The sequence below is a fragment of the Paraburkholderia fungorum genome (assembly GCF_900099835.1).
In the GTDB taxonomy this organism is placed as follows: domain Bacteria; phylum Pseudomonadota; class Gammaproteobacteria; order Burkholderiales; family Burkholderiaceae; genus Paraburkholderia; species Paraburkholderia fungorum_A.
This window is the reverse complement of record NZ_FNKP01000001.1, coordinates 493,603-517,600: the sequence shown is the minus strand read 5'-3', so window position 1 is coordinate 517,600 and position 23,998 is coordinate 493,603. Positions and strand designations below refer to the sequence as shown.

Sequence of the window (23,998 nt, the reverse complement as noted above, 5' to 3'; positions counted from 1 at the left end):
TACGCTGGCTGCCACAGGACAGGGCGCCCATTGCCCTACAACACATTTTCAAACTTCGGAGCAACGCAAATGGCGACAAACCCGGAACTTGAGGCGCTTGAGAAAGTCGTTGCATTTGGATTGGCGACAGCAGCGCAGGCGATCCGTAGGGAGGCAGAAGTGACTCGCGCGGTGGCGAAGGCCACTTACAACGGACACACTGCAAATGGAAAGGCCCGCTTTGCAGATGACCTTGCCAACTCGCTCGGGTCTAACAAAGGCGCGGCAGACTATCTAGGGCTGAGTGAGGCGCGGATCAGCCAGTTGCGTAAGAACGCACGAAAGAACGGCAAGTAGTGCCGCCTGGACCGGCAGTCCATACCGACGCACGGTGTGGACGTTGGCGAGTTGCCGATACGTTGAGTCTTCTAGACGCTGGAAACTGCTTGGTGAAGCCAGCGGGAGTAATGTACCAGTATCGTCCGAGGGGGCTAACTTTCTGAGGAGCGCCCCCTCCTACTTCGGTGATCAAGCTCGAGCGCCTTCAAGAGTTAACTAACTCGGCATTTCGGCAAATCACGCTTTGACATAACGTCTGATGTACACGGCCACGCAGTACGCTATTCGATTGCGATGGCCGCCTAGTTAATGGGCCTAGCTACCGCGGACTTTTTCCCGCGAAGTGGTCGACAATGATTGCTCTAGAACGAATCGCGGCCCTCGAGGGCCGCGATTCGCACTCTACAATGCGCACGCACATCTCGCAGCCCTATTTTCACGCGTCAACTAGCTCTCACGTCGGTGTCAAAACAACAACGCAACGAGAGCCATTTCAGACGGCGAGTTTACGAACGCCCGAGCCACAAATCACCAGCCCATCCAATTTCCTTCCAGTTCGTTCACTCACTGCTATGTTTTCTCGATCGGTTTTCCGCCAAACTTCGTGATCAGGCCATCGTCCAGATACCGACGCAGACGCATGATTCGCCGTACGTACGCGAGCAGCGTCTTCACTAACGGCAATGCAAAGTCGTCCGACACCATCTTCTTGATGTCCGCACCGTGACCCGTGCGCTCTAATAGCTCGACCGCGAACTGACGAAGTGACGCCGTCAGCTCCTCGTACAAGGCGTAACCTTTGTTGAATTCACTGGAACTCAACGTCGCAAGTCCGTTGTCGACGAGGAAACTATGGCACTCTCGAAAAACGGTTCTCAAACCCTCGAAGTCGTCATCGCCCGAAACAGCTTTCATCACTCTTTCAACGTCTTTAGCAACGGCAACATCCACCTTCAGGCCAATATGACCCGGAGACGCGTAGCTAATCGAGTCCACCCGGACGCGTCCTGTCGCCGGGATTGACTCTTGCATCGAATTGATCACATTAACAACGCTGTACCCCCCCTAAAAGGAAGACTATTTATTCCAGATTGAACTTTAGCGACATGCGGAGCATCTATATTTCGAATCGAATGATTAAACGCATAAACTTGCTTGTAAACATGCGTCACATCCGACCAGTCTTCAAGATACCATTCGCCATCGATATTAATATAATAATCCCCCTGCTTTTCCTTCGCCAACTCGACAGCGTCATCAGTAGCGTAAGCGGGATCGAAATATGAATCCTCTGCCGGACGATAATCGTCAAAAAGCTTCTCAAACTTCACAAACCGGAGATTTTTTCTACCTTTTCCATTACTCTCAAATGCAATTATTCGGGTAGAATTTTCGATAATCTCCAGCAACGAAAGATCAGCCGAGAAATAAGAAGCAAGATTCGCGGCGGAGACATCAAAAAGCAGATATCTATCATTGCTCTTCTCCCTTTCCACCCACAAACAGAAAAGAAGTTTTCGCCCTAACTTATAAAAAGACAGCAGAGGTATTTCATATTCGAGAATATCGCAAACCCACTCTATATTTTTGTATGTAAGGACGCCGCCCGTTTTTCCCTCGAGCTTCCTCATGGCAGTGTTCCAATAATCGTAAATCGCTGTTGCCAAGGAATGTTTCCAACATCCTCGTGCAGCTCCACGTGTCCCTTTTTATCAACTGGCGTAAGCAAACCATCGCCAGCCTCCAAATGCCCCTTGGCGACCGCATCGCCCACGATTTGATGGAAATTTGGCACATTCTTTTTGATATATTTCCATGCGGACCGAGACTCTAGCTCCGATTTATAAAAAGATAGCGAGAAATAGGCACATTTCTTCTCGCAACTCTTTTTATTCAAAATGGTCGGACTTGAGACCCCTTGCGGAACGAAACTTTGGTTCGTGAGCGGATTAAATGTCCAACGAAAGACGGTCACATCTTCCTTAATGGGAAGAGCATTAGTCGGAGGACAAGTACACTCGTTATTTACCGCAGCCTGTACCTGTATCGCATAATTATGTGCAAACGTCTTTCCGCTCACCAAGCGCCCCATTTAGATAATATTTTTCCGCAACTTATCACTGTTCGCCCTGACATACAAGAGCACCGTGTCGAAACACGTCGAACAATACCTCCAAGTCGACGGCCTGAAAACCGATTGGCGACCTCAAGGTATCCCCCGCCGCTCTCCCTGTGCTGGCGAAAGATGGGCGGACCGCTCTGTGACCGAAACCAACGAATTCCCCAACAGATCCTTTTCACTACATACAGCGAAACTCCGTCCATCACAAGCCATGATGCGAAGGTGCTACGCAAATCGTGAATGCGGAAATTCGCTCATGCTCCGTACGCACGCTGCGCAAAATCTCTTTTGCAACGCTGCTCCCGGTACAAATTAGGTTGCTATCGCCGATCAGATGACGCACGCCAGCGGTACCGGTTTGACCTTCGATGCCGCCCAGGGAAACCGGTGTGCTGCCTGTTAAGGTCTGCCCTCGGTCTGCTCACGCTGCCGTCTTTTGTGCTCGCCAGCGCTTCTCCAAGCAGCTCATCTGCTTCGAGCACGCGATAGGACAGCGAGCTTCATCATGGAGCTCGCTGCCGTCTGGTCGGATTAGTTTTCGAGCCGGAATGCGCTTTCCGCATCTTTCGATCCAACTTCCTCACCTGTTTCTCTAGCTGCTCGATCTTAGCGAGATAGGGCCATAATTTATCCATGATTTGATTCTCCCGTTCCCGTAGTTGCTTGACCGCGAACGCGTATTCTCGCTCGTAGCGCTGTCTGGTGAGACGTGTATCTGACCATGCACGATTAAGGGGCCCGCTTTCTTTTCGGAGCCTGCGCAACTCGCGTATAGCGTTCTTCAGTTGTGCCTCGTCGGCCAATTCGGCGGCCAGTTCGGAATTCATCATGAACCTTTTGCGCACGGCTCGCGAAGGAGAATCGCCCCGCTCCCAGAACTTGGTGTCGCAGTGTTGCTCGCTCCCATCCGAAGTCTGCCGTTCATCACGGAACGCTCAGGCTCTGCCCGAGACCGAGACGCAGTTGTGACATCTCGCGAAAGCCATCATGGACCAATTGATCGCATCACAGGACACCGTCATAGCTACAGATGATCCCGCCCCGCCTCGGCCAGGCTGAAGCCGTTGTGATGCCGGTAGCAAGGAACGTGTGGTTTCCGATCTTCGTCGCGATGTTAGCCGCGGCTACGCGACGCCAGACCGTGGCGTAGGCGCTCGCCTGCGGCAGGGGAGTAACGCTCAGTCGTTCCGTTACCAAGTGCGATCATCCAGAACAGCTTCCCCTGTGGATCGGCGCACATCGGCATCGCTTGCGCCTTGCCACCATTCTCGCGGTGGCTCATCCATAGGCACCGGTGCTGCATATGAACGTCGATATAATTCGCGTCAGCCTTTTGCCCTTGACGGCACGCTACACTGACCGCTGCCCCCGAAACACTGACGGAGGATCGTCATGCGCACCGTTACTTTGAGCGTTGATACTCGAGACGTTTTTTCGGCGCGGGTCGTCGCCGCCATGAAAGGCGAGTCTCAAGGCGCACGCGTTACTTTCGCGTCAATAGATTTGCTGCTTGAGACACTCACACCCGGACGCTGGGCGATCATGAAGTTGATGACCGCGGCCGGGCCGCAATCCCTTCATGAGCTTGCGCGCCGCGCAGACCGCAACGTGCGGGCGATCCGTCAGGATGTTCAGGCTCTGCTAAACGTCGGGATACTCGAGCGGCAAGCCGACGGCACCGTCGTATTTCCGTACGACAACATGCACGTGGATTTCATGCTGATATAGGGGGGCATGCGCCCCATTTGCTGTGAGATTGGCTCCCTAGCAAACCTCAGATGGAGGACGACAAACGGCTCTGGTGTTCAGCACCCGGTTCGCGCGTCTGTCACAAAGGCGCTACTTCTTCAGCACCTTTCTTCGTATGACGACCCGCTTTGGCGGGACACGAACGCTAGCATGCTTCGACCGCAGCCGTTTCTTTATGAAGACCCGAGGACCGATCACTGCAGCGCCTTTCGTTCTTCACGGATACGCTCAGCTAGTCGTCGACGGGTTTGCCGCTTGCGATTGCTTACGCGGCCGGCATCTACCGCTTGCCCCAACCTTGCCACCAACTCCTCAAAAAGCTGCTTCTTGATTGCTTCCTCTTCGGTGCTGAACACCTTGCGCGGTTGAGAAGATTTAGCGGCTAAATTTCGTCGCGGCTCACTCGCGTTTAGCGGCTAAATTCCTGATCTCCACTCCCTCACGAGTTTCGGCATGGCATCGATCTTGTAGCCCGTACCGACACTGCGCAGATACCGAGACACGCTCAGGCCAGCATCGCGAGCGGTCGCCTCAATCCACGACTTCTGCTCCAGCAGAGGCCCGCTGCAAATCGGTTGGTGGTTTCTAGTCAGCACGTCCTCCATCGTGAACGCCAATTTCGACTGTTATCGGCGGTAGCCGACTGGCCTAGCAGAGCAAGACCCGTAGTTGAGCGCGAAGCGCGAACGAGGGAATGTGATGGGGGGCCTGCGCGCTTGCGCGTAGGCCTGCATCACCTATCTTGCCCGGCATTTCATCGCGAAGTTATCGGAAGTGCCTGAAACTGCCCAAGAAATTTTCAGAACACCGCCGAAACGAGGTAATACATCAGCAGGAAACTGTTAGTATTTTGTAGATACGAAATCGATAAATCTGCAGACTATCTCCAGAAGACACCCGAAATTCTGCTTTTGGCGTTTGTGCTAATTTCAAAGCATCGCTTACGAAATTTTGATTGGAGCGCGGCTACTATTCTCCTCATTTTTTCCGAACCTGCCTTCCCAATACTTGCTCGTCAGACGTGAGCGCCTTGCCCAGTTGAAATAATTTAGCGGCTAAACCTTTTTCATGCCTTGCGGGCAAGGTCGAGCATTGCACTCTGCGTTGTATTAATCCGTTCGAGGACCCCGTGAATGACACGGCGCATGCGATCGGGGTCTTCGCTTCCAAGCTTCTCGCTGTTGGTCAACCACAGCTTCAGCAAACCGCCCAGACGCCCCTGATCTCCATTTATTTTCGCGAGATCTCTAACGAGATTGGCGTCGATCACTCCTTTGATCTTGTAGCCCATACCAACATTACGCAGATATCGAGAGACGCTCAAGCCAGCAACGCGAGCGTTCGCCTCAATCTGTGCCTTTTCCTCCGGCAGGCACCAGACGCGAATAGGTTGGAAATTTCTCCGCGGAAGGTCGTTCATTTTTGGCGTCCAAATTGATTTTTGTCTGAGGTCGTCGACCAGCTTCACAGACTAAGATCGACGTCGAGTGCAAAGCGCGAATATGGCGATAGTGGTGTAGGCCTACGCGCAACCGCGTAGGCCTACACCACCTGTCTTGCCCGGCTTCATATCAATAAATATTCCATGGGCGATCGAGATGCAGCCACAACATGCGCGTAATACAAAGGACGTAGTGAAAATTGAACAGTGGCTGTACGGCTACGTACTGCTGCGACAGGTATTGCACGCATTTGTCTTGATTTTTTTTCGACATTACATCGTTGGCGCGTCGCGTGTTATCAGCGTGGGTTCATCGCATCCTCTGCGACAAGTCCTTGGGCGATCGAGGCGATACGTCCGCATTGACCTCGACACTTTCCTCGCGAGCCAGCTCCTTGACGTAGCGGCGGAACGCTTGATAACTGAATTGAACCGCTCCATCAGAATGCAACGTTTTGTATATCGCTAGCATTGACCATCCATCATCCAATGCCGATCGGATTTGCGCCCGTAAAGCGAGAAAATGCGCACGGTTTGCGTGTTGGCGAGGGGAATTCGAATTAGCTAGCATCTTCGCGGCGATTCGCTCCGACAATGTCTGGGATGTCACTCAGTCTCCCCGCTAATTCTACGACCCGACAAGAGTTCGGCAACGAGTTCAGTCGAAAAGTACATTCGCCGCCCGATATAGCGTTTGCTGGCGTTCAAAGACACGGCCCATGCTTCGTTCGAGCTGAGTAGAGCCATGCGGAGTCCTTCAGGTTTCCTGCTTAACGTCTGTGCCAGTTGTTCCAACGTCATCACTGCCCCATACCGTGCTTGCAGGAGTTCAAGTGTTGTTTCCATGCTTTGCCTAAAATGGATAATCACGTCCTATTCGGATGATTATTGGCAAGATAGAGTTAAACTTCCCGGTAGGAACTTTCCTTTTTTTTTACACCACCGAGACGCTCAAATGTCGACCGTTGATCAACCTACTAAGACAGAGGAATTACGTAGACGCCGTTTGATGGCGGTCACTTTCATGTGGGAAGCGATACGGCGTTCCGGCTCGGCAAACCCGAACCAGTTCGGTCGGTGGTTCGACGCGCAAACGGCGACTTGGACGCACATCCCCAAATCAGGCAGCGACGCCAATGCAAAGAGCGGACAGTTGAAGGCGACGGAGGATCAGAAGAAGTGGTACCCATTCGCGAAAGGAGAATCCCCTCTGTCGAAGGCCACGCTTAGTTACCTAGCGAGATTGCTTCCCGACATTTACAGCAATCACTGGAGCGGTCCGGAGCGGCTTTGGGAGGCATTATGGGGACCACCAGAGGACTTATGGTCGATCTGTGGCGCGAGCGTGTATCAATCGCCTCTTCCGAAGCCGGACGCAGATCCAGAATTATTCGCTGGTTCCGGCTTACCTTTCGAGGAATCCCTGCATAACTTCGAGGCTTCGTTGCTAGCCCGCCATTTGATGTATGGGCCTGAGTTAGAACTGCGTGATCTCACCGAATCCATTGCGATGTATCGGTTGCACCAAAGTGTCAATAGACTAGCCAAAACCGGCGGCGCCGGGGCTTATCGATGCGTCCGCATATGCCTAGACGCTCCCGAAGTTCGCTGGCATCTACGCTCGCTCAGCGCGTTCGCAAATTTCAGCCTGTACGATGAACTCAACAGCGAGCTGGTCGCAACGGAGCTCGATCGGTTGAAACGTGAGCCATCGTATCGCACTGCAATCGACACGAGTGACGTTCAAGCGTATGTGTTGAATCCGAGGGAGTTTTGCTCCGAGGAGCAGAAAGTGGAACTCGCTCTTATCACGCCATAGCGGCTCCGGAAAGGTTGGCGTGAGGCGTCGTATCGGGCAGACCAGTCAATCCCCGCGACGCAATGCCGGGCGGGTAAAACCGCCTTCGACACAGCTTTCACAATAGGTCATCTTGAGCTCCCCCGCCGACTCGGTGAAATGCTCAACGGCCAGCCGTCAACTTCTATAGCCCATCTGTCACCCGCTCCATAGGTCATCTGTCACGTGTCCACTTTGCATTGGTCACTTGTTCGACTCGACGCTGTGTCGCAAACAACTATGAGCCGACTGTGCCGAGTCGAACAATCCACAATCGAGTCCGCGTCGACTCGTTAAAGAATCTAAAAGTTAAAGAATCGCGCGCGCGCGTTAGACCAACGCGACCGGGCGCAAATGCCACATCCAGCGGGAAGACGTCTCCTGGATCAGTGTGTGAACCCACGATCCGGCGGTGGGAGAAAACACGCATCTATCCACAGCCTTTGGTGGGCAATAACACGCGTCCCTTGCAAGCCAGTTTCTCACTCGGTGGGCGATAACACGATAGATCCTAGGTCGGTGACTTTGCCTAAGACAGCTCGTGCAAGCTTACGGTTGTCCCTCGTGTAAATGGTGACCGTATCCCGCATATTGAGAAACAATCGATATTCGGGTAGCGAGTCAGCCAACACGATCTCTCGCAGCATCCGGCGAAATTCCTTCAGGGTCGCCTTGCTCCCAGCCTTTCGTCGCAGAAGGTCGAGTCCGATTTGTGCGGTAGGCTGATGACCGCAGTGCTTGCGAGCTAGTTCGTATAGTCGTCGCTCCAGAGGCTTTCTGAGGGAAAAATATGCCTTATGCAACGTGAGCACCTCAAATGAGCGAATGGCGTTGACCAGCCAATCCGACAGTACCACTTCAAGAGCTGACATCGTCTCGGGTCGGTCGCACCTCGATACAGTCGTCCATCGCTCTATGAGATTAAAGGTGTCTTCGATTCGTACACCACCTGTTGCGATGTTCGTTTTTATCGATGTTCCATGCAGTCGATCCAGCGACGTTGCAAGGGCCTTATATTCGGCACCGCTGGTCCCTCTGCCCGTCGTCTTGAGGAAATCGTATGCAGTAAAGCGAATCTTACGATTGTCGACGCCCGCCTGCTGACGGTCGGCACCAGCAACGAGCTGGGAAGTCAGGTAGATGAGCACGTCCTTGTCATGTTGCGTTGCGCGGCCAAGTACGCTTGGAGTTACCGTAACGCGGCGAGTGCCGTCTTGGCTCTCCCAATGACCAATGGACAAGTCGCGTCGCGTGGAGAGTGAAAAGATCGGCACCTCCATGCTCGCAATATCGGCCTTCAGTGCGCACCCAAGACGGTCGGCGATAAAAAAGTCTCGCTGTGCGCGTAGGTCCGTCGGCTCCTTCTCCGGCGCAGCATAGTCACGAGGCTGCAACTTCAAGCCCTCGTTCGCGACCGCATGTCAGAGTGCTCTCGCTCGGAAAGCCGCTTTTGTTTTGCAAGCTGTTCCGCTTTGGTGGGCCGCCCCCGGCGAGGCTCCTGACCTGACATCGATTCCTCTCGCGAAGCCGTGTTGCCCGTTACATGACTAGCGAGCCAACTCTCGACATCCTCGATCCGCCACAGCAGGCGTTTGGTGCCAGGGATTCGGCAAATGGGGGGAAGTGCGGTCGGATTGCGCGTGGCGTCGCTGCGAATACTTGCGACAGACTTACGCAGAAAGTGGGAAAGCTGGTCGACTGTGATCAGAGCTTGCATGAATAGTGGCCGGTTTGGGCCATGTTCAATTCATGCACATGGCCGCAGTGGTTTGCTGATGCATGCAAGATTCGTCGGTCGAGACATTTAGCTCACGGTCTTTTCCGAACAAATTTTTTACACCTTCGCCGGCACCACGCGTACCCGAGCCTCTGCCACAAATTCCCCACACCTCAAGTGCAGAATTCTGCTTCAAAAAGCAAAACAACGCACTACATCGCAAGACGTAGTGCGTTGTTTCTAAAGAAAAACTTGGTGGAGAGGAGGAGGATCGAACTCCCGACCTTCGCATTGCGAACGCGACGCTCTCCCAGCTGAGCTACCCCCCCGACGTGCAAATAATTCTAGCACAGCGATTTTCCATTTTCCCCCGCCCAAAAACCCGGCAAAACCCTTAAAAACCCGCTACTTCCCAGGCGCCCCCGCAAGCACCCAATCCACCACTGTACGAATGTCCGCATCACTCATCGACTGATGCGCCGGCATCGGAATCATGCCCCACACGCCGGAGCCGCCGTCCTTCACCTTACGCGCCAGTTTCGTCGGCGCCTGTGCATCGCCCTTGTACTTCGCGGCGATCTGCTGGAACGATGGCCCCACCAGCTTGCGATCCACCGCGTGACATCCCATGCACGCATTTGCGTTGGCGATGCTCTGCCCGCGCGGCGCATCGGCGGCATAAGCCGAGGTTGCAACAACAAGCATCACCGCAGCGCTCACGATAAAGCCGACACGCTTCATGGCGACGTCGCCTTCGGATTCCCCGGATGCACCGAGTTCGAATTGCTAACCGGCGCGGGCGCCTGCTGATCCAGAGGCCGCGCGCTCACCGATGAATCCGGTATCGCGCCAACCGTCGGCTCGCTCGTATCCGGCTGCGAAGCGGCCACCGGCGCCGTGGCCGCCGCCGTTGCCGCCGCTGCGGCTTCCTGCGGCTGAATGTACTGGAACACCTTCACGACCTGCGTCACACCCGGCACCCGGCTCGCGACATCCGCACCGCGATTGCCTTCATCCATCGTGACGAGGCCCATCAGGTACACCGAACCGCGCTCGGCCACCACCTTGAAGTTGTTCGCCGAGATGTTCTTCTCGGCGATCAGCGCGGTCTTCACGCGCGTTTCGAGGTACGTGTCGTTGGTGCGCGACGAGAACGAACTGGCCGGCATGATCGCCAGTTCGTTGACGATGGTATTCACGTTATTCAAGCCACGCACGATGCTCTCCGCGCGTTGCTTCGAGCCCTCGCCCGCCACCTCGCCGGTCAGCAGCACGCGGCGATTGAACACCGCAACGTTCACATGCGCGGAATCCGGCAGATTCTGGCTGATCTGCGAGAGCGCCTTCACCTGCAACTCGCGATCCTCGGTCTGCGCGCCGAGCGTGCGCCGGTCGGTCGCCACCAGCGCGCTGCCGCCCGCCGCGCCCGCGACGGCGAGAAAGCATCCCTGCAACGTTGCGGACAGCCCCGCCGCGAACCCAACCACCAGCACGGTTCTCACCAGTGTCTTCTTGACGCGGAATACGCTCATCAACTAGCTCTCCTTCGGAATCAATCTCAGTCTTCGCCCAGCAACATGGCATCGATGCCGTCGCATAGACAGTGGATGGTCAACAGGTGCACTTCCTGGATGCGCGCGGTGCGATCCGACGGCACGCATACGTGGATGTCGGTATCGCTCAATACGTCCTGCATACGTCCGCCGCCCTTGCCGGTCAGCGCGACCACGATCATTTCGCGCTCGTGCGCGGCTTCGATCGCGGCAAGCACGTTCGCGGAATTGCCGGACGTGGTGATCGCCAGCAACACGTCGCCGGGCTGGCCGAGTGCCCACACCTGCTTCGAATAAATCTGCTCGAACGAATAGTCGTTGGCGATGGCGGTGAGCACGGACGTGTCGGTGCTCAGTGCAATAGCCGGCAAGCCTGGCCGCTCGCGTTCGAACCGGCCGATCAGTTCGGCGGCGAAATGTTGTGCGTCGGCGGCCGAGCCGCCGTTGCCGCACGCGAGAATGCGGTTGCCGTTGGCGAGCGCGCCAAACATCGTGTCGATCGCTGCGGCGATCGGCATCGACAGGGATTCCAGGGCTTCGAGTTTGACTGCCGCGCTGTCGCGGAAGTGTTGTTGAATACGTTCGACTGACATCGAGTCTCTATCTTCTACCGCGAATGGACCGCACTGCGCGGTCCTGTTGTGAAGTCATATTGCGAAGTTGCGTCACGCCGATAAAACCGGCCAGCGACATACAACGCTGCGCAATACGTCAGCGCGAATGCATCGTGAAATACGCTGCTCTGCACACCGGTTTTTTGCGCCGTTTTTGCACCGGCCCAGCATTGCCGCATGGTTATCGGCGCTGCCCCAAGGCCCGCACGCGAGCGCAAGTTTATCGCACTCACGGACGATACCCGCGCACCGCGTCAGACTTCATCGGCGCGAAACGCATCGCGCAACCACACTAGCCGGCCGGCTTCGAACGCAATCACGTCGAATCGGCACGCGGGTTGATCGCGTGAGAAGCGGCTATGCGTGGCGAGATAGTGCTGCGCCGCGCGCACGATGCGCTGCTTCTTGACCCAACCGATGCTCGCCGCCGCGCCGCCATATTGACGCTGCCTACGCGCGCGGACTTCGACGAAGACCAGCGAGCCGTCGCGATCCCGCATCACAAGGTCGATCTCGCCGCCCCGGCACGACACATTGCGCGCGATGAAATGCAGACGCTGGCGCTGCAGAAATTCTTGGGCACGTGTTTCAAAAGCCGAGCCGACGAGTTTGGACCCGGGGGGCGTGGAAAAGTTGTCGGGAGCGGGCGCTTTGGCGATTGGACGGGTAGCGGTCGACTTTGAGGCGGTTGATTTTGTTGTTGTCGTTCGTTGTGGCGCGGCTCCCTGCGCGCCAGGTTTCTGGGCGAGAAGCTTCCGCTCGATGGATTTCTTTGCGATCGTTTCCAGCACAGTGGTTGCCTGCGTGCTTATTTCCTTTGCGGTCGTTTGTTGCTCGCTTGCCGCCTTTGCGGTCGTTGCCAGCGCGGTCGCTTTCTTCGCCACCGTTTTCATCGCGGACATTTCCTGCCCTGCCGTCTCCCGCACAACTGCCTCCTGCCCGGTCGCTTTCTTCGCCGCCATTTTTATTGCGGGCATTTCCTGTCCTGTCGTTTCCCCCGCAGGCGTTTCCAGCCCGGCGGCTCCCCGTCCAGCCCTTTTCCGCTCAGCCCCTTCCATCCCAGCCCTTTCCCGCCCACCGGCTGTCGGCATCGTCGATTCACCGGGGCAACCGTCGTCCACACCCTTGCCCTCCGCCCCCGAACCCCGTTCATAACACCCATCCCTCGCGTGGCACAATGTCGGCCTCCTTACGTCCGTTTGCGTCTTCTGCCTCATGACTCCTCTCTCCGAACTCGCGCAAGGGCAGCAATATCCCGCCGCCGCGCTGTATGTGGTGGCCACGCCGATCGGCAATGTCGCCGACGTCACGCTGCGCGCTTTGCATGTACTCGGACTGGTGGACCGCATCGCCGCCGAAGACACCCGCAACACCGGCCAACTGCTCGCGCGCTACGGCATCTCGAAGCCGCTCGTGGCCGTGCATCAGCACAACGAACGCGCCGCCGCGCTGCGCCTGATCGAGCACCTGCAAGCAGGCGAGCGCGTCGCCTATGTGTCCGACGCGGGCACGCCCGGTATCTCGGACCCCGGCGCGAAACTCGTCGATGCGGTGCGTGAAGCGGGCTTCCCGGTCATCCCGCTGCCCGGCGCGAGCGCACTTGCAACGGCATTGAGCGCGGCGGGTGACTGGGTCGCCACGTTCTCGTTCCTCGGCTTCCTGCCACCGAAATCCAAGGCCCGCGCCACCACGCTGCAATCGCTCGCGCAACATCCTCACGCGATGGTGTTTTACGAAGCTCCGCACCGGATCGTCGAAACGGTGCAGGCACTGGCCGATGCGTTCGGTGGCGAGCGTCGTCTGCTGATCGCACGGGAATTGACGAAGTTACACGAAGCGCTACACCAGGGCACCCTGGCCGAAGGGCCAGCATGGCTCGCGGCCGATCCGAACCGCCAACGCGGCGAATTCGTGCTGGTCGTGGAAGGCGCGTCGCCGGAAGCCGCTGGCGAGAACGACCACGACGCCCTACTGAATATCCTGCTGGAAGAGTTGACGGTGAGCAGCGCGGCAAAAGTCGCCGCGGCCATCACGGGGGCATCGCGCAACGCGCTCTACACGCGCGCGTTATCGCTGAAAAAAGAAGAAGACTGAAAGAAAGTAGACGAAAAAAAGCCGCGTAATCACGCGGCTTTTTTTATGTGTGCACGGCAATCTGCGCCATGTGCAGCGGCAAGAGCGCGTCAGACGCCCTCGTCGATGTCAGCGGATTACTTGTCGGCGCTCGAACCCGAGTTCGATGCCAGCGTTTCGTTCATCTCCGCGCGCGCTTCCTGCTGCGTCAGACCTTCGATCTGGACCCGTGCAGTGCCCGCATGGCGCATGTTGAGCGCGGCTGCGGCAGCCATCGACAGATCGATCACGCGACCGCGCGCATACGGCCCGCGGTCGTTGATGCGCACGACGACCGAGCGCGACGTGGCCGGATTCGTCACACGAACATAGGAGCCGAGCGGCAACGTGCGATGCGCGGCGGTCAGCGCATGCATGTCGTAGCGTTCGCCATTCGCGGTACGGCGGCCATGGAAGCCACGGCCGTACCAGGAGGCGCGACCTGTCTGGTGAAAGTCCGACACATCCGAACCTTCATCAGTCAGAGGCTGGGCATTCGCCAGCGAGGTGCCCTGAGCAGCCTTATCGGCCGTACTCGAAGCCGGCGCGCTACCGAAGGATTGCGGTCCGAAAGAAGCTGCCTGTGCGTTTTTCGTGCTGCGCGGCACGTCGTTTGCTGACGTGTCCGTGGCGCCTGGCGGCGTAGCACAGCCGGCCAGTACAAAAAAGGCAAAAACAGTCCCCAGACTGCGGGTTAACCGAGTTTTCATAAGACGTGCAATCAAATTGTCGAGCCGCATCACGCGAAAAGTTATGCGTGTTGCCTGCGACTCCGGCGGCAATGGACGACAACGCGCCGCGCTGACAAGCGCAGTACGTCAAAGCCCGGATGCGGCTCATTCAGCCGCTACCGCACGGTTAATTTTCACGTCTGGCGCAACCTGTCCCCGGCAGCCTGACCAGACCCCACATGCCGCCATCGAACGTGGCAAACACGTTCTTGCGCGCGGAACTCAGCGCACAGGAACGGCGGCGTAGGCCCCACCCAGCGTCACGGCAGTTAAGTCCGTTGCAGGCGCGCGGCGCCTGGCTGGGCAAGACGTGTGCATCGAAAAGCTTCGATACTTGATGGCCGTCGACAAACGCGACAGCCCATACTTGAGTGGCGATCCGCGCTCCCATTTGTGATGGGGACGCATCGCCTTGTGGCAGCACAGTTACCTGTACATGACCACCATTATACCTAAAACAAAAAATCGAGACGGTAACCGACTGTAAACCTTGGCCAATCTTCACATTTAACGCAAAGATCGACCGGTGCAAGCGCTGTTTTTGAGCCGCCATGACAACCGGGAGACACCGGCAGGACGCCGGTACAATCAAGCTTTTTCCAGCGGCGCCGTCACCCATGAAAGTCACTTTGATCCCCGTCACGCCGTTCCAGCAGAACAGTTCGCTGCTCGTTTGCGGAGCAACCGGACGTGCGGCTGTCGTCGATCCGGGCGGCGACCTCGACGTCATCCAGGGCGAAATCGCGCGTCAGAACGTGACGGTCGAAAAAGTTTTTTTGACGCACGGACACATCGATCACTGTGCGGGAGCGAAGACGCTGGCCGCGCACTACGGCGTGCCGATCGAAGGTCCGCATGAAGACGAGCGTTTCTGGCTCGACAAGCTGCCGGATCAGAGCACGCGCTTCGGCTTTCCGGCCGCCGACGCGTTCGAGCCGGATCGCTGGCTGCAAAACGGCGACACCGTGCAATTCGGCGACGAAACCCTCGAGGTTTACCACTGCCCCGGACATACGCCGGGCCACGTGGTGTTCTTCAGCCGCGAGCATCGGCTCGCGCTGGTGGGCGACGTGCTGTTCGCCGGCTCGATCGGCCGCACGGATTTCCCGCGCGGCAATCACGCCGACCTCGTGCGGTCGATCCGCGAAAAACTCTGGCCGCTCGGCGACGACGTCACGTTCGTGCCGGGCCACGGTCCTACCTCGACATTCGGCGCCGAGCGTCGCACTAATCCTTACGTCGCCGACGGGGTGCAAGCATGAGCAGCGAAATCTATGTCAGCACCGATGTCGAAGCAGACGGCCCGATCCCCGGCCCGCATTCGATGCTCAGTTTCGCGTCCGCTGCGTACACGGAAGACAAGCGGCTGATCTCGACCTTCTCCGCGAATCTCGAACTGCTCGACGGCGCGAAGCCGCATCCCGTGCAGGAAGCCTGGTGGAAGACTCAGCCCGACGCGTGGGAAGCGTGCCGCAAAGATTTGCGGACACCCGAAGCCGCGTTGACGGCCTACGTCGACTGGGTCGAAGCGCTGCCGGGCAAACCGGTTTTCGTCGCGATGCCGGCGGGCTTCGATTTCACCTACATGTTCTGGTACATGATGCGTTTTGTCGGACGCTGCCCATTCTCGTGGTCGGCGCTCGACATCAAGACGCTCGCCTTCGCGATGACCGGGCTGCCGTATCGCAAGAACATCAAACCGCGCTTTCCGAAGCAGTGGTTCGACGATCACCCGCACACGCACGTCGCGCTGGATGACGCGATCGAACAGGGCGCGCTTTTCTGCAACATGCTGAAAGAGTTGCGCGCGAATCAGGCAACCCTTCTCGCTGCTGCAAAAGATGGGGACGGCTTAGGACAAAACGCCGCCGAGGAACCGGCAAATTAGGCAAACTCCCTCGCGAGAGCCGGTTTGCATTGCGTTTCGTTTTCGCGCCCTCTACCATGCGTTGATACGGCGACGCAAACGGAGGCGCAGTTGACACTCGATACGTTCTCACAAAAAATCCTGCGCCTTTTGCAGCTCGACGCACGCCGATCGGTGCAAGAAATTTCCGACCAGGTCGGCCTGTCGAGCACTCCCTGCTGGCGGCGCATCAAGGACATGGAACAGTCGGGGGTGATCCAGCGCTACACGGCGCTGCTCGATCGTGAAAAACTGGGGCTGCACGTCTGCGCACTCGCGCATATTCATCTCACGCGGCACACCGAAGGCGGCGTCGAACAGTTCGAGCGGGAGATTGCCACCTGCCCCGAAGTGACCGAGTGCTACAGCACGACCGGCGAGTCGGATTACATCCTCAAAATCGTCGCGCCGGACATCAAGGCGTACGACAGCTTTCTGCACGAACGCATCTTCAAGATTCCCGCCGTCGCGCAGGTTCGTACGAGCGTCGTGCTGCGCGAAATCAAGTTTGATACGCAGTTGCCGCTTTGAGAGTGTGAGGCGGTACGCGTCGCGTTAATGGTCAGGCCGTTTGGGAATTGGGCGAGCGATATGGATACCAACGGCTATGCGGTCTTTATGGGGCCGACGGCTTTTCCAGCAGGCCACGCTTTCCTGGCTTGAGAGCTTTCCGGCGCGGATACATCCAGTTCCTGCAACACGCTCAACCTTCGGACGCCCAGACGTCGCTTGAGCGCGTCCAGATCAACCATCGACGTCACGTTTTGCGCGCCACCATCCGAAGCCCGGAAAGACGCCGGCAACACCACCTCCACATCGAGTCCGCTGCTCAGGTAGTGAATATTCACCGACGCAGCCTGCACACCGCTCGCGGCTAACGCAGCATTGACTTCCGCGACCACCCGCTCGCGAGGCGGCAAATCGACCGGCGGACGCGCTATTGCATCGTTCTCCGGGTCGACGTGAATCAGCGCGTCGAGCACCCGGTTGTCGGTCAGCACGCGCAAGCGCGCCAACTCGGCGATGTAATGCCCTTCCGATACCGAGATCAGCGGATCAACCAGAATATGCGCGTCGACCAGCGCGAAATCTCCTGTTTTGCGAGTTCGCATTTCGTGCAGACCGCGCACGCCAGGCGTCGCGAGCAATAGCGCGCGCATGTCGGCGGTGGCGGCTTCGTCGAGTGCGCGGTCGGAGAGATCCTGCAATGCGTCCCAGCCGAACATCCAACCCATGCGCGCGACCATAAATCCCACAATCGCCGCGGCAATCGGATCAAGCAGACGCACGCCCGCCATGCTGCCGATAATCCCAATCGCGACCACGAGCGATGACGCCGCATCAGAGCGCGCATGCCACGCATTTGCAATCAGCATGGCCGAACGCACGCGTTGCGCTTCACGCAACATGTAGCGAAACAGACTCTCTTTGGAAATCAGAACCAGTACCGCGACGACAGCCGCGCTGATATGAACCGCCGGAATACTTTGCAAATCGGCCAAACGCGTTCCAGCGCGCCATAACATACCGACGCCGACCGCAATCAGCAAAGCGCCTAAAAATAGCGAAGCGACTGTTTCATAACGGCTGTGTCCGTAATTGTGATCGGCGTCGGGCTTTGCGCCGCTATGGCGATTGGCAATCAGCACGACAAAATCGGAAATCAGATCGGCAAGAGAATGGACGCCATCGGCAATCAATGCCTGTGAGTGCGCAAACGTTCCAACGACGATTTGTAACGCCATCAGAACCGTGTTGAGCGCGATACTCGCAAAAGTGCTTTTGCGCGCAACGTGATGTTTCTCGGCAGATTGGGCGGCAGTGGCGGAAAGCATCTGGGAAACCGGTAAAAGTTCAATTGCTTCATTCTACCCGGCGGGCTTCGACCCACACTCGAAAGGCCTTAAAAAATCCTTTTAAATCATCCGCTTATCGAAACGAAAAGTATTCGTGTTCCAGTTACCTGAAGTACTTGCGACAAAATGCGATTTGTCGGCGCAATAAAAAAACCGCGCCCTGAGCGGTACGCGGTTTTTCTTAGACTCCGACAGCGCGCGTTAAGCGCAGCCGATTGACACCCTATGTATTACCTGAAGCCTAGCTAATACCGTCAGACTTTACTTCTCGATCAGGAAACTTTCGCGATCAAGACCTGCGATCCAACGCGGCGGCTTGCCACGGCCCGACCATGTGCTGCCGCTCTCCGGGTCGCGATACTTCGGTGCGACGCCTGCACGCGGACGACCAGCTTTAACAGCGCCTTTCGCTGCGCGGCCACCACCGAGTTCAGCCAGCGTAATGCCGTAATCGGCCATTTTCTGCTTGATCTCATTCAACACTTCTGCGTATTCACGCGACTTCGCTTCTTCGATCTGCTTTTCGAGCTTTTCGCGCTGAGCGAGTAGTTCCTTGTAGGAAGACATAGGTGCCCTTGATTGTTTGGATAAATGACTGCCAGTCTTAAGCCAGCTTGCCCTTTGAAGATGTTCATGCCTCGGAATTTGATGGCGAGATTAACACAAAATAGAAAATCCGCAAAAGCGTCCGTGAAAAATTAATCTATCTTCGTTTCAAAAACTTTCCATTCCACCCAGAACCTGAAGACTCCCTTTCAAATAGCTGATTTCATACTCTGCTGAAAATCTCTGTTGCCGGTGGTATTTATGGGATTAATTATCAAAAAATGAAATTTAACGTAAGCATTTCGCGGAAACATTTCATGGCGTGAGAACTTTCACATGAATTATCGGATCATATTGCGACCCACAGCCGTAAGCCTTTATAGCCGATCAAGTGTTTTTTCGGATGTCCCAACCAATCTAATTCGCGTAGCGCTGCATGCAAACTTCTAGCGTGGCATGCAAGGTTTCATTATCGAGACGAGGTTCGTCGAATGGAAAGCGGATACGCGCGCCGTTCTGTTTCAGATCGATCCCATATCTATCCACGCCGAACAGTTGAAAACCGCCAGTGCGGTTTGCCTGATTGCCGAATTGCGCGATCAGCGCATTCTCTTCATCGTGAGCAAGCGGTGGCAAGGGGTCGAGTTCGTCGCCGCCAAGCCAGCCCATTGCACCGAATCCACCGATATATCGCAGCCGTTCGACCCGCATCGTCCAGAACGTAAAGTCGCCGAGAACGAGGTAGCGCTCGGCTTCGGGGTGATAACGCAGATAGCGTTGCACGACTTCGGGAGTGGAATCGACCGGTTCGAACCTGCCCAGCAAGGTGACGCGCTGGCTGCTCAGCACATCACCGTCTGGAGCGTCGACGGCCAGAAAACCGGCGCGCGGGTCGGCATGCAGGTTGTGCGTGTGCTCGGCGAGCCGGCTCACCAGAATGGTCGGGCGATGCCGCGCGTCGGGTGCGAATGGCAGCACGGTCGGATAGGGAAAGCCTTCGGGCTGGCGCGCGTGCGTCGCGAGCGTGCCGACAGCGGCCGTATGCAGCAGATTCAACGGTGCGTGAGAAGGAATGTTCAAGTGCGCGTACCTCGATGGATGAAGCGGATCACAAAAACCGACAGCGCAAGTCCGCTGTCTGTCACGTTCGAGCCGGATGATCGCCAATAGCCCAATAGCCACCCATATCGGCCCCGGCCTTCCAAGCATAAGACAGCACGCTTCGATAAAATCGGAAATCCGCTTTCAACCCGCTTTCTGACGACATTCCTCCAGAGATCTCAGTGCCCGACCACTCTTCCGACATCGCCGCCTTACCCGCCGCTCACCGCGACCTGTCCGACACCGAGCGGCAGCGCGCCCGGTTCGCCACGATGGCGGTGTTTTTTATCGCGGGGATGATGTACGCGTCGTGGGGGGTCCACGTGCCGACAGTGCGCGACCGCTTCCATCTGAACGCGGCAATGCTGTCGTTCGCGCTGCTCGCCGTGGCCGGCGGCTCGATCGGCGCGATGGTGACGAACGCTTCCTGGATTGCCCGGGTCGGCACACGCCGCGCCTGTCTGACCGGCGGCCTGGTGATGGCCGTCTGCGCGGCGCTGATCCTGATCGTGCCCGCGTACTGGATGCTGCTGGTCACGCTCGCCGTGTTCGGTGCGGGCATGGCAACGCTCGACGTCGCGATGAACGCCGAAGCGAGCGCCGTCGAAAAAGCCGTGGGCAAGCCGATCATGTCGTCGTTGCATGGCATGTTCAGCCTGGGCGGGATGTTCGGCGCGGCGGTCGGCGGCGCCTTGCTGTCGCGCGGCATGCCGCCCGCCGTCCATCTCGCGCTGGCTGCCACGGTGAGCGCGTTGGTGCTGGTGGCGGCTTGTCCGTCCGTCTTGCCGCATGTGCCGCACGCCGAGCATCCCGACTCCGCGACGCCGCGCGCGAGCCGCTGGCGCTCGCCGGCCTTGTGGGCGCTCGGCACGATGGCGCTCGTCGCCCTGATCGCGGAAGGCGCAATGTACGACTGGGCCACGGTCTATATGCGCGACGTCGTGCTGGCCACGCCCGCGATGGCCAGTGCGGCATATGCGGCGTTCTCGGGCGGCATGGCGGCCGCGCGGTTCGCCGGCGACGCCGTGCGCGCCCGTTTCGGCGCCCCGCAACTGGTGATGATGAGCGCCACGCTCGCCTGCGCGGGCATGGTCGACGCGCTGCTGCTGCCTAATCCGGTCGCGGCGCTCGTGGGTTTCGCGCTGCTCGGACTCGGGCTCGCGAACATGATGCCGGTGCTGTTCGCGGCGGCGGCGAATGTGAAAGGCGTCCACGCGGCAGAAGGCCTCGCGCACGTCGCGGGGCTCGCGTACTTCGGGCTGTTGTTGGGGCCGGTGATCATCGGCGCGGTGACGCAGTTGACCAATCTGACGATTGGCCTGTCGGTCGTCGCGGTCTGTTCCGCGGCGATTGCGATGGTGGGTCCCAGGGTGCTGCGTCGCCTGAAAATCTGACGACAGGACACGGCGACGCTTGATCCGCTTCGCCTCTCCTGCTTATGAAGACGTGCCGCCTTACGTTACGTTACGCATGGGCGGCACGCGGATGTGTTCCCCCGACACATCGCTGTATTCCTGCCTTCCCCGCCGTGCCCACCTCCCCACAACCCGTTGATTTATATGGTTTGTGGCGCGCGATTTCGCTGAAAACACAAATGGCATAGGCCTTGCAGTTAGCTACCCCAACAATCTTCAGATTACGGGGAGCAGACCATGCAGCGCACATTCAAACTGACGGCGATCGCCTTATGCGTGACGTCGATGATCGTCCTGACAGGGTGCGGAAGCACGCTGACGAAACCTGGCGTGGGAAGCAGCTCGGGTGCGGGCGGTGGGACGGGTACGGGCGGTGGGACGGCTACGCCGACTCCGACTCCCACGCCAACACCGACACCGACACCGACACCGACACCGACGCCAACGCCGACACCCACACCGACACCAACGCCAACGCCAACGCCAACCCCAACCAGCGCCAACCCAATCGGCGTGGTCGTTCAAAACACCGGCAACGTCGTCACCGCGACGGGTCAGACCGTGTCCGCGATCGGCAACCAGATCGGTCTCACCGCGATCCCCGGCGCGAATCAGGCGACCACCACCGCACTCGGCAGCGTCGTATCGAATCTCGGTAACGGCGTCACCGCGCTCGGCACCGGCGCGGCCAACGGCCTCGGCCAGCTCGGCAACTCCAGCGATCCGCTCGGCACGACGCTCGCGAGCAGCGGCAATCTCGTCAACGATGCAGGCAAGGCCGTGAACAGCGCCGGCCAGCTCGTGACCAGTCTCGGCAGCGGCCCGACGGCGGCGCTCAGCCCGCTGACCACGCCGCTCGGCACCGTCGTCTCGACACTCGGCACCACCGTCAGCGGCGTGGGCACGCAACTCACCTCACAACTGACGACCGGCCCGATCCAGCAAGTCACGCAGACACTCAGCACCGCCATCACGCCGATCACGGCCACACTCGCGCAAACGACCCAAACCGTCGGCGACACGACCGGTCTCGGCTCGCCGCTGAACGGCCTGCTGTCGACCATCGGCCATGGCCTCGACAGCGCCGGCAGCAAGCTCGGCAGCGCCACCAACAACGCGATCGGCCAGAACCTCGGCAACGTAGTGACCAAACTCGGCGACACGGTGACGTCAGCCGGCGCTCTGCTGACCTCCGGCGGCACGGCAGGCACGAGTCCGCTCAGCGGTCTGACGGGTCTGCTGAATCCGGGCGGCAGCGGCGGCACATCGGGTAATCCGCTTGCACCGCTGACCAGCATCCTCACCGCGTTGCCCGGCACGTTGAGCGGCGGCCTGTCGGGCGGCGGCACGTCCGGTGGCCCGCTCGCGCCGATCACCGGCGTGGTCACCACGTTGACCGGCAGTCTGACCAGCCTTGGCGGCGGCACGTCGGGCAGTAGTCCGCTCGCACCGCTCACCAACGTGCTGGGCACGGTCACCGGCGCATTGAGCGGCGCGGCCGGCGGCAGCAGCAATCCGCTGGCACCGGTGACATCGGCGGTGTCTTCACTGACCGGCGCACTCGGCTCGGCCACGGGAACCGGCAGCGGCAGCACGGCCGCCAATCCGCTCGCGCCGATCACCGGCTTGCTGACCACCGTCACGGGCACGCTGACCGGCGCCCTCGCGACGACGAGCGGTACTGGCGGCACCAGCGGCACGACCTCCGGCGGCGGCCTGCTCGGCGGTCTCACCAATCTGACGACGAAGAAATAACGCTTTGTATAACGACGGCAAATAAAGGCGCGGCATTAACAAGCGCTATAGGGGAGCGGCGAGCCGGGCAACCGGCTCGCCTTTTTTTTGTTGAGAGTTTTAAAGCGGCTAAACGATTCGCGCTTTCACGCACGCTTCATAGTTCGTGATAGGTGTCGTAGCGGCGCGAGAAGTCGTTACTGCGCAGAAAATTGGTGTACGTCATCGTGACGGACGCTTCCAGCCCTTCGACGTAATGCCACCAGCCAATCGGCAGAAACAGCAATTCGCCTGGCGACAGCGTGCATTCGACCAACTGCGCATTTCGCATCGACGGAAAACGTTCGTAGTCGATCGCCGCGCCGTCCACCTGCGAATAACAGTGCAGATGATTCGCCATATGCGCGGTGTCCGATAAAGGCACGAGTTTGATCCGTTTGCGGCCGATCACCTGCGCCATGAAGTTATTGGTCAGATCGTGGTGAAACGGCGTTCGGGTTCCCGGCGGCCCCATCCAGAAGAAACCGGTGTCGGGCGAATCCTTATCGAGATATTCGGTAATGACCGGCACGTCCGTCCACAATGCCGCCAACGCCGCGCGATTGTGCGACGTGTTATTCGCTGTCATGTAGAAGTCGTTAGTCGGAGCGCTGTGCGCAACGAGATCGACATAATCGGCGAAGCGCATCATCCGCTTGTGTTGCGGCTGATTGATTTCGTAATTCGCATCCGACTCGCGGCCGAATTGCACCTCGACTTCGCAATCGCCGCAACGCTCGCGCAAATAGTCGAAATTCCACCGCGTACGTGCCGGCCAGAAATCGAATGCGCCGGTGATAATCACCGGCCGGTTCTGGAAGTAGTACTGCTCAAAAAACTCATCGCGCGACAGTCGTTCGCGACGTTCGATCATGCCGCCCGACGCACGCATCCGGCTCAACTCGCCATACACCGACAAAATCCATTCGCGCTTTCGCAAACGATTGCGCAAACGTGTCGCACCGTGAAAATAAGGACTCGCGAGTACCGCCTCGATTTCCCGCGTGGCCTCGGCCGGATCGAAACCGTGGCTGACCAGCGCGCCATGCAATGCGGGCGGCGCTGCGTCCAGCAGCAGATTTTCGGCGATCCAGCGCCGCCATTCGTCGTCGATTGAACGGGTGATCGTGGTCACTGCATTCCCCTCGCGTTTGTTCGAGCCGACAGTCTCGTCTGCGCGCGCACAAAAGAAAAGGCACGCGGGCTT

At 58.3% G+C, this 23,998-nt stretch carries 25 protein-coding genes and 1 tRNA gene; 9 read left to right on the top strand and 17 right to left on the bottom strand.

Annotation, left to right across the window (positions count from 1 at the left end; translation table 11 throughout):
• The first annotated feature begins 69 nt into the window (after nt 1-69).
• Complete coding sequence (locus BLS41_RS02365) at nt 70-336, top strand: hypothetical protein (RefSeq protein ID WP_074762770.1); 267 nt, start codon at nt 70-72, stop codon at nt 334-336.
• Nucleotides 337-888: 552 nt separating this feature from the next.
• Here the strand turns inward: BLS41_RS02365 and BLS41_RS02360 are convergent.
• Genes BLS41_RS02360 through BLS41_RS38255 form a run of 3 tightly spaced genes read right to left on the bottom strand, consistent with a single transcriptional unit; the run spans nt 889 to nt 2,398 of the window.
• Nucleotides 889-1,314 carry a hypothetical protein gene (locus BLS41_RS02360; protein ID WP_074762769.1) on the bottom strand — a complete coding sequence of 142 codons (426 nt, stop codon included), beginning with the start codon at nt 1,312-1,314 and terminating at the stop codon, nt 889-891.
• A gap of 44 nt (nt 1,315-1,358) precedes the next feature.
• Nucleotides 1,359-1,949: a hypothetical protein gene (locus tag BLS41_RS02355; RefSeq protein ID WP_074762768.1), complete on the bottom strand. Its 591-nt coding sequence runs from the start codon at nt 1,947-1,949 to the stop codon at nt 1,359-1,361.
• The gene (locus tag BLS41_RS38255; RefSeq protein WP_143026209.1) at nt 1,946-2,398 is read right to left on the bottom strand and encodes a hypothetical protein; all 453 of its coding nucleotides are present in this window, start codon (nt 2,396-2,398) and stop codon (nt 1,946-1,948) included. The genes BLS41_RS02355 and BLS41_RS38255 overlap by 4 nt, the downstream gene beginning before the upstream one ends.
• 1,434 nt (nt 2,399-3,832) lie before the next feature.
• Here BLS41_RS38255 and BLS41_RS02345 point away from each other — a divergent pair.
• Nucleotides 3,833-4,168 carry an HVO_A0114 family putative DNA-binding protein gene (locus BLS41_RS02345; protein WP_074762767.1) on the top strand — a complete coding sequence of 112 codons (336 nt, stop codon included), beginning with the start codon at nt 3,833-3,835 and terminating at the stop codon, nt 4,166-4,168.
• Nucleotides 4,169-4,605: 437 nt separating this feature from the next.
• On the opposite strand, the gene BLS41_RS40275 is transcribed toward BLS41_RS02345, so the two are convergent.
• The 3 genes from BLS41_RS40275 to BLS41_RS40070 all read right to left on the bottom strand — a co-directional run bounded on the left by BLS41_RS40275 (nt 4,606) and on the right by BLS41_RS40070 (nt 6,240).
• Nucleotides 4,606-4,794, bottom strand: coding sequence for a plasmid mobilization protein (locus BLS41_RS40275; protein ID WP_074762766.1), 189 nt, complete (start codon nt 4,792-4,794; stop codon nt 4,606-4,608).
• 461 nt (nt 4,795-5,255) lie between these two features.
• Nucleotides 5,256-5,609 (bottom strand): conjugal transfer transcriptional regulator TraJ, encoded by a 354-nt coding sequence (gene traJ, locus BLS41_RS02335; protein ID WP_074762765.1) that lies wholly within the window; start codon nt 5,607-5,609, stop codon nt 5,256-5,258.
• A gap of 331 nt (nt 5,610-5,940) precedes the next feature.
• A complete protein-coding gene (locus BLS41_RS40070) occupies nt 5,941-6,240 on the bottom strand; it encodes a TraK family protein (protein WP_171910185.1) in 300 nt (99 codons plus the stop codon).
• A gap of 345 nt (nt 6,241-6,585) precedes the next feature.
• Here BLS41_RS40070 and BLS41_RS02320 point away from each other — a divergent pair, with 345 nt between their 5' ends.
• Nucleotides 6,586-7,449, top strand: a complete 864-nt coding sequence (locus BLS41_RS02320; protein WP_143026208.1) for a hypothetical protein — start codon at nt 6,586-6,588, stop codon at nt 7,447-7,449.
• Nucleotides 7,450-7,949: 500 nt separating this feature from the next.
• On the opposite strand, the gene BLS41_RS02315 is transcribed toward BLS41_RS02320, so the two are convergent.
• The 6 genes from BLS41_RS02315 to BLS41_RS02285 form a co-directional block, all read right to left on the bottom strand.
• On the bottom strand, nt 7,950-8,867 hold the full coding sequence (locus BLS41_RS02315; RefSeq protein WP_074762761.1) for a replication initiator protein A: 918 nt from the start codon (nt 8,865-8,867) through the stop codon (nt 7,950-7,952).
• A 570-nt stretch (nt 8,868-9,437) separates the two neighbouring features.
• A tRNA-Ala gene (locus tag BLS41_RS02305) sits at nt 9,438-9,513 on the bottom strand.
• A 76-nt stretch (nt 9,514-9,589) separates the two neighbouring features.
• The gene (locus BLS41_RS02300; protein WP_253189658.1) at nt 9,590-9,889 is read right to left on the bottom strand and encodes a c-type cytochrome; all 300 of its coding nucleotides are present in this window, start codon (nt 9,887-9,889) and stop codon (nt 9,590-9,592) included.
• A gap of 32 nt (nt 9,890-9,921) precedes the next feature.
• The gene (locus BLS41_RS02295) at nt 9,922-10,716 is read right to left on the bottom strand and encodes a BON domain-containing protein (RefSeq protein ID WP_074762758.1); all 795 of its coding nucleotides are present in this window, start codon (nt 10,714-10,716) and stop codon (nt 9,922-9,924) included.
• A gap of 26 nt (nt 10,717-10,742) precedes the next feature.
• Nucleotides 10,743-11,330, bottom strand: a complete 588-nt coding sequence (locus BLS41_RS02290; RefSeq protein WP_074762757.1) for a phosphoheptose isomerase — start codon at nt 11,328-11,330, stop codon at nt 10,743-10,745.
• Nucleotides 11,331-11,605: 275 nt separating this feature from the next.
• Nucleotides 11,606-12,010, bottom strand: coding sequence for a YraN family protein (locus BLS41_RS02285; RefSeq protein WP_074766227.1), 405 nt, complete (start codon nt 12,008-12,010; stop codon nt 11,606-11,608).
• A gap of 556 nt (nt 12,011-12,566) precedes the next feature.
• On the opposite strand from BLS41_RS02285, the gene rsmI reads away from it, so the two are divergent.
• Nucleotides 12,567-13,445 (top strand): 16S rRNA (cytidine(1402)-2'-O)-methyltransferase, encoded by an 879-nt coding sequence (gene rsmI, locus BLS41_RS02280; RefSeq protein ID WP_074762756.1) that lies wholly within the window; start codon nt 12,567-12,569, stop codon nt 13,443-13,445.
• Between the two features lie 116 nt (nt 13,446-13,561).
• Here rsmI and BLS41_RS02275 read toward each other — a convergent pair whose 3' ends face one another.
• Entirely contained in the window at nt 13,562-14,173 is a 612-nt protein-coding gene (locus tag BLS41_RS02275) for a septal ring lytic transglycosylase RlpA family protein (protein ID WP_429250632.1), read from the bottom strand.
• 638 nt (nt 14,174-14,811) lie between these two features.
• Between BLS41_RS02275 and BLS41_RS02265 the strand changes: the two genes are divergently transcribed.
• The 3 genes from BLS41_RS02265 (at nt 14,812) to BLS41_RS02255 (ending at nt 16,631) form a co-directional block, all read left to right on the top strand.
• Nucleotides 14,812-15,456, top strand: a complete 645-nt coding sequence (locus BLS41_RS02265; protein WP_074762753.1) for an MBL fold metallo-hydrolase — start codon at nt 14,812-14,814, stop codon at nt 15,454-15,456.
• Nucleotides 15,453-16,082, top strand: coding sequence for a 3'-5' exonuclease family protein (locus BLS41_RS02260; RefSeq protein ID WP_074762752.1), 630 nt, complete (start codon nt 15,453-15,455; stop codon nt 16,080-16,082). The genes BLS41_RS02265 and BLS41_RS02260 overlap by 4 nt, the downstream gene beginning before the upstream one ends.
• 90 nt (nt 16,083-16,172) lie before the next feature.
• Nucleotides 16,173-16,631, top strand: coding sequence for an Lrp/AsnC family transcriptional regulator (locus BLS41_RS02255; RefSeq protein ID WP_012431468.1), 459 nt, complete (start codon nt 16,173-16,175; stop codon nt 16,629-16,631).
• A 74-nt stretch (nt 16,632-16,705) separates the two neighbouring features.
• Here BLS41_RS02255 and BLS41_RS02250 read toward each other — a convergent pair whose 3' ends face one another.
• The 3 genes from BLS41_RS02250 to BLS41_RS02240 all read right to left on the bottom strand — a co-directional run bounded on the left by BLS41_RS02250 (nt 16,706) and on the right by BLS41_RS02240 (nt 19,582).
• The gene (locus BLS41_RS02250) at nt 16,706-17,935 is read right to left on the bottom strand and encodes a cation diffusion facilitator family transporter (protein WP_074762751.1); all 1,230 of its coding nucleotides are present in this window, start codon (nt 17,933-17,935) and stop codon (nt 16,706-16,708) included.
• A gap of 282 nt (nt 17,936-18,217) precedes the next feature.
• Entirely contained in the window at nt 18,218-18,523 is a 306-nt protein-coding gene (locus BLS41_RS02245; protein WP_074762750.1) for an H-NS histone family protein, read from the bottom strand.
• A 396-nt stretch (nt 18,524-18,919) separates the two neighbouring features.
• On the bottom strand, nt 18,920-19,582 hold the full coding sequence (locus BLS41_RS02240) for a HugZ family pyridoxamine 5'-phosphate oxidase (protein WP_074762749.1): 663 nt from the start codon (nt 19,580-19,582) through the stop codon (nt 18,920-18,922).
• A 203-nt stretch (nt 19,583-19,785) separates the two neighbouring features.
• On the opposite strand from BLS41_RS02240, the gene BLS41_RS02235 reads away from it, so the two are divergent.
• Both BLS41_RS02235 and BLS41_RS02230 read left to right on the top strand, forming a co-directional pair.
• The gene (locus BLS41_RS02235; protein WP_074762748.1) at nt 19,786-20,997 is read left to right on the top strand and encodes an MFS transporter; all 1,212 of its coding nucleotides are present in this window, start codon (nt 19,786-19,788) and stop codon (nt 20,995-20,997) included.
• Between the two features lie 258 nt (nt 20,998-21,255).
• Nucleotides 21,256-22,773, top strand: coding sequence for a collagen-like triple helix repeat-containing protein (locus tag BLS41_RS02230; protein WP_074762747.1), 1,518 nt, complete (start codon nt 21,256-21,258; stop codon nt 22,771-22,773).
• 136 nt (nt 22,774-22,909) lie between these two features.
• On the opposite strand, the gene BLS41_RS02225 is transcribed toward BLS41_RS02230, so the two are convergent.
• Nucleotides 22,910-23,926 (bottom strand): cupin-like domain-containing protein, encoded by a 1,017-nt coding sequence (locus BLS41_RS02225; protein ID WP_074762746.1) that lies wholly within the window; start codon nt 23,924-23,926, stop codon nt 22,910-22,912.
• Nucleotides 23,927-23,998: the final 72 nt, after the last annotated feature.

Bases quoted from the DNA above. Each gene is read 5' to 3' on its own strand.
- BLS41_RS02365 (WP_074762770.1), top strand. From the start codon at position 70: ATGGCGACAAACCCGGAACTTGAGGCGCTTGAGAAAGTCGTTGCATTT.
- BLS41_RS02355 (WP_074762768.1), bottom strand. From the start codon at position 1,949: ATGAGGAAGCTCGAGGGAAAAACGGGCGGCGTCCTTACATACAAAAAT.
- BLS41_RS02345 (WP_074762767.1), top strand. From the start codon at position 3,833: ATGCGCACCGTTACTTTGAGCGTTGATACTCGAGACGTTTTTTCGGCG.
- BLS41_RS40275 (WP_074762766.1), bottom strand. From the start codon at position 4,794: ATGGAGGACGTGCTGACTAGAAACCACCAACCGATTTGCAGCGGGCCT.
- traJ (WP_074762765.1), bottom strand. From the start codon at position 5,609: ATGAACGACCTTCCGCGGAGAAATTTCCAACCTATTCGCGTCTGGTGC.
- BLS41_RS02320 (WP_143026208.1), top strand. From the start codon at position 6,586: ATGTCGACCGTTGATCAACCTACTAAGACAGAGGAATTACGTAGACGC.
- BLS41_RS02300 (WP_253189658.1), bottom strand. From the start codon at position 9,889: ATGCTTGTTGTTGCAACCTCGGCTTATGCCGCCGATGCGCCGCGCGGG.
- BLS41_RS02295 (WP_074762758.1), bottom strand. From the start codon at position 10,716: ATGAGCGTATTCCGCGTCAAGAAGACACTGGTGAGAACCGTGCTGGTG.
- BLS41_RS02290 (WP_074762757.1), bottom strand. From the start codon at position 11,330: ATGTCAGTCGAACGTATTCAACAACACTTCCGCGACAGCGCGGCAGTC.
- rsmI (WP_074762756.1), top strand. From the start codon at position 12,567: ATGACTCCTCTCTCCGAACTCGCGCAAGGGCAGCAATATCCCGCCGCC.
- BLS41_RS02275 (WP_429250632.1), bottom strand. From the start codon at position 14,173: ATGAAAACTCGGTTAACCCGCAGTCTGGGGACTGTTTTTGCCTTTTTT.
- BLS41_RS02265 (WP_074762753.1), top strand. From the start codon at position 14,812: ATGAAAGTCACTTTGATCCCCGTCACGCCGTTCCAGCAGAACAGTTCG.
- BLS41_RS02260 (WP_074762752.1), top strand. From the start codon at position 15,453: ATGAGCAGCGAAATCTATGTCAGCACCGATGTCGAAGCAGACGGCCCG.
- BLS41_RS02250 (WP_074762751.1), bottom strand. From the start codon at position 17,935: ATGCTTTCCGCCACTGCCGCCCAATCTGCCGAGAAACATCACGTTGCG.
- BLS41_RS02245 (WP_074762750.1), bottom strand. From the start codon at position 18,523: ATGTCTTCCTACAAGGAACTACTCGCTCAGCGCGAAAAGCTCGAAAAG.
- BLS41_RS02230 (WP_074762747.1), top strand. From the start codon at position 21,256: ATGCAGCGCACATTCAAACTGACGGCGATCGCCTTATGCGTGACGTCG.